Annotated in this window: 2 protein-coding genes; both read right to left on the bottom strand. The window is 25.3% G+C overall.

What is annotated here, in order from left to right:
• Positions 1-945, bottom strand: a 945-nt coding sequence (locus VK071_02405) for a UvrD-helicase domain-containing protein (GenBank protein ID HLR34161.1), incomplete at its 3' end; no start/stop codon positions are given.
• An 11-nt stretch (positions 946-956) separates the two neighbouring features.
• A partial coding sequence (locus VK071_02410) for a PD-(D/E)XK nuclease family protein (protein ID HLR34162.1) occupies positions 957-3,877 on the bottom strand: 2,921 nt, incomplete at its 5' end.

Consider the following 3,877-nt stretch of genomic DNA (forward strand, 5'->3'; position numbering starts at 1 on the left):
ATCCAAACAACCTATTCTTTTCTTTTTAGCTGTGAATTTTTCGTCTATAATTACAAGTAATTTTATTAAAGCTTTGTAACTATCTTTATATTTTATCTCTTTCACTTTCATTACATTGTTTATAACATTTTTTATTTTTTCTATTCTTTCTTCTTCACCTTTCATATTTCCTATTTTAGCTTCTATATAGTTTAAATCTTCCAATATAGTTTCATCATAAACATGATTATTTAAAAAATTAATCCAAATAGGATCCTCTTTTAATTTATAAAGCTTTGAATTCTTCCTTGCTTTATCCATTAAATAGGATAAATTCTTTTTTATAAAATTTATTTGCTTTTCTTCGATTTTAAAATTATCTATATTATTTAATGTAATTTCACTAATCTCATCAAAGGACATACCTACACTTCTTATTTTTTTATATATATTCATAAAGGTTTCATTAATTCTATTTAACATATCTAAATTCAATTCTTTAACTAGTTTATAAACATCCTCATCTTTTTCTATACCCTTTACTATACATTCGCTAATCGTTTCTTTTAATAGTTCATCAGATTCGTATTCATCCATTATACTAAATAAGGGATCCACACCAGATTCTACAGGATTCTCCCTAAGGATTCTAGAGCAAAAACTATGTATGGTTCCAATATTGGCTTTTTCTAAATCTTTATAAAGTCTTATCCATTTTTTATCTTGCAAAAATCTTTCTCTTATACTTTCTCTAATTCTTTCTTTCATTTCTTGACTAGCCTTTTTGGTAAATGTTATAGCTACAATAGATTCTATCTCTTTCCCTTTTATTAGATTTCCCTTTTCTAATATATAAATATATCTATCTACTAAAACTCTTGTTTTTCCTGAACCTGCCCCCGCATTTACTGAGACATTTTTATCTATAGTAGTAATAGCCCTTTTTTGCCCTTTATTCCACTCCATAATTAACCCTCCTACCTGCCTTCATACCGACATACATCCTTATAAATACAGTACTGGTCACATTCCTTTGGATTAATGGAAAAATCTCCTTCTTGAATCTTCTTTGTATATTCTTGTATATATTCAACTACTAAATTCATAAGTTCTTTTCTATCTTCTCTATTTAAAATAGCTTGTCCTCTCCGTTTATTTACTATGTTTTTCCCTTCTTCTTTTACTAATTCAAAACTTACTTCACCCTTAGAAATATTTATATAACCAGCTGCAGTTATATCCATTTTATCTTGTGCCATTATATATATAGGTAACTGAAAAGATACTCCTTCCAATATATCTTTTACCTTTTTTATTCCATAGACTGAGCTTTTATAATCATAAAGAACATATTTATTAGTACCATGAACTTTGTCTATTCTATCTATTTTTCCCATAAGTTTTAATCCTTCATCTTCTAAGGGTACTATAAAATCTCCTCTCTGTCCAAACCCTACCTCAAAGGCTTCTGGTAATAGTTTGTATTTGGCTTTTCTCTGTCTTTCTAAATCAGATTTAACTAAACTTACTATTGTAGTAGCCATATTTTCTATTCGCATTTTCCATAAGTTATCTATTTCCTCAATTCCTTGACTCTTTATTAATCTTATTATTATGCTTTCTACTTCTTTTAAGGTATCACTTATAATAAAAGTTTTTTTACCTAAAATATCTTTTTCAATATCCTCTTTATATTTTTCATAATACAGTCTTAAAGTTTCATGATATAAATTTCCTCTATCTAAAGGGGTAAAATCTTCTAGAAACCTTTCCATCTCTTGTAAATTTAAAATATAACTTAATAAAAATTTATAAGGACATTTACCATAGGTTTCAAAAAAGGTTATAGAAGTTTTTTTGTCTTTTTGTAACTCCATTAAATCTTCTTTTATTTTTTCATCTCCTATAACTCCACTATATTCATTAAATTCTTCTTTTGCTCTAGCTAGTTCACAATGATTTATTTCTTTTATTTCTCCTATTATTTTATTATCTAAATCCTGTAGTAATCTAAGTTCTTCTTTACAATCCTGTCCTAAATAATGTTTGTATAGAATATGCTTTGAAAATTCATCTATTGTCGTTATATCATTCATATCTTCTTTTATTAAATAATCCATAGATATATTAGTACGTTTTACTTTATCATATCCTATACTATTTAATAATTCATCTAAAAATATAGATGGAATATTTTCTTCATTTCTAGAATAGTTTTCTGGATAACTTAAATACAGTTTTTCCTTACAATTAATTACCGCTATATGAAATTTTAAACTTTCATTATCTAATTTTTCTTCATAAGACTTTAAACTTAAACCTACATTTTTTAACTTATCAAAGGTATTTTCATTGAAAAAAAATGTATCTTGTTGGATATTTGGGTATTTTCCTTGAACCAATCCAAGGATGAATAAGATTTTAAACTTCATTCCACTAGCTGTTATAGGTGTTATAATATTTACTCCATCTCTATTAGCCTCAGTTTTAATTACTGTTTCCTCTTCTAGATATCTATTTAAGGTATTATAAAACTCATCTATTTTCATATTGTCATAAACTATTGGCATTCCTTTTCCTATTTTCTTTATAATTTCTTCTAATTTAGTAAAACTTGCCATATCCCTATGAAGTAGTTGATAATTATCAGTAATATGATAAATATCAATAATATTCTCTACAATATTGTAACTCTCTAAAAGATTCATCGTAGCAAAAACAAAATCATCTACTTTACCAGTAATAGGAATAGTTTCTGTTTCTTCTTTTATTTTTACTAGTATTTTTTCTAGTTTTTCCATAAAATCTAAATTATCTTCACATTCGATTTCTCCTGCTGCAATATAATCTTTATATTTTTCTTTTTTATTTGCTACTACAAACATTAAATCCTCTATATTTTTAAAATTCAACTTTCTTAATATAAATTCTATTTTATCTCTTTCATAGATTGGGCATAATTCAAAATAATTGCTTTTTATTCTATTAATTAAACTTTGTTTATCATAATTTTTAACTCTTAACTCTACAATGTTTAAAAACTGTCTTACTATAGGAGTGTTAATTAATATTTCTTCCTCTTTTAAAGAACAGGGAATTTCCTCCTCCCTAAAAACTTTGAATACTGTGTCCATATACTCCTTTGGATTAGTAACTAATAAATTTATATCACTTAAATCTGTTCCACTATTATATAGGTCTTTTATTGCCTGGGAAATCCGTTTTATCTCTAAATATTTATTAGGTGTTTTAATGAGTTCTATATCTAGTTCATTTCCAATGTCATTAAAAGTTCTTACTCCCTTTTTTGACCCTATGTCAATTTTAAAATCTAATTTTTTTAAAAATTCAATTGTTTGATTTACTGTTAAATAGTCTTTTTCCATTTCAAAAGGCATATTTATATAAATATCTATGGGAGCCTTTACTATTTTTTCAAGTAACACTAATTCTTGTGGCCTGTAGCTGAAAAATTTATCTATTATTATAAAATCCAAATTATCAAAAAAACTTAAATCTTTTTCTAAAGTTTCTATGGCCTTAAAAAAACTTTCTTCTCTATCCATTAATCCATTGTCTTCTAAGAATTTTTCATATCTAGAATAAATTATTCCAATTTCTTTATAAAAAAGGCTATTAGGAATTCTATTATTAAAACATTCATCATTTATCAAAGATCTTTTTATTTCTCCAATTATACCACTAATGGTTTTTACAAATCCTTCTGTATGTACTAGATCTTTATAGTATACTATTTCTCCTGCTTGTTCTAATTCTATTAAAATTTTTGATATAATACTTTCCTTCATTTCTTTATCTATAAAAGTATAACTATTGTTATCTAACAATCTATCTACAATATCATCAAAAGTAAAAGCATTAATATTAAAAGCACCCT

Source organism: Tissierellales bacterium (genome assembly GCA_035301805.1).
Classification (GTDB): domain Bacteria; phylum Bacillota; class Clostridia; order Tissierellales; family DATGTQ01; genus DATGTQ01.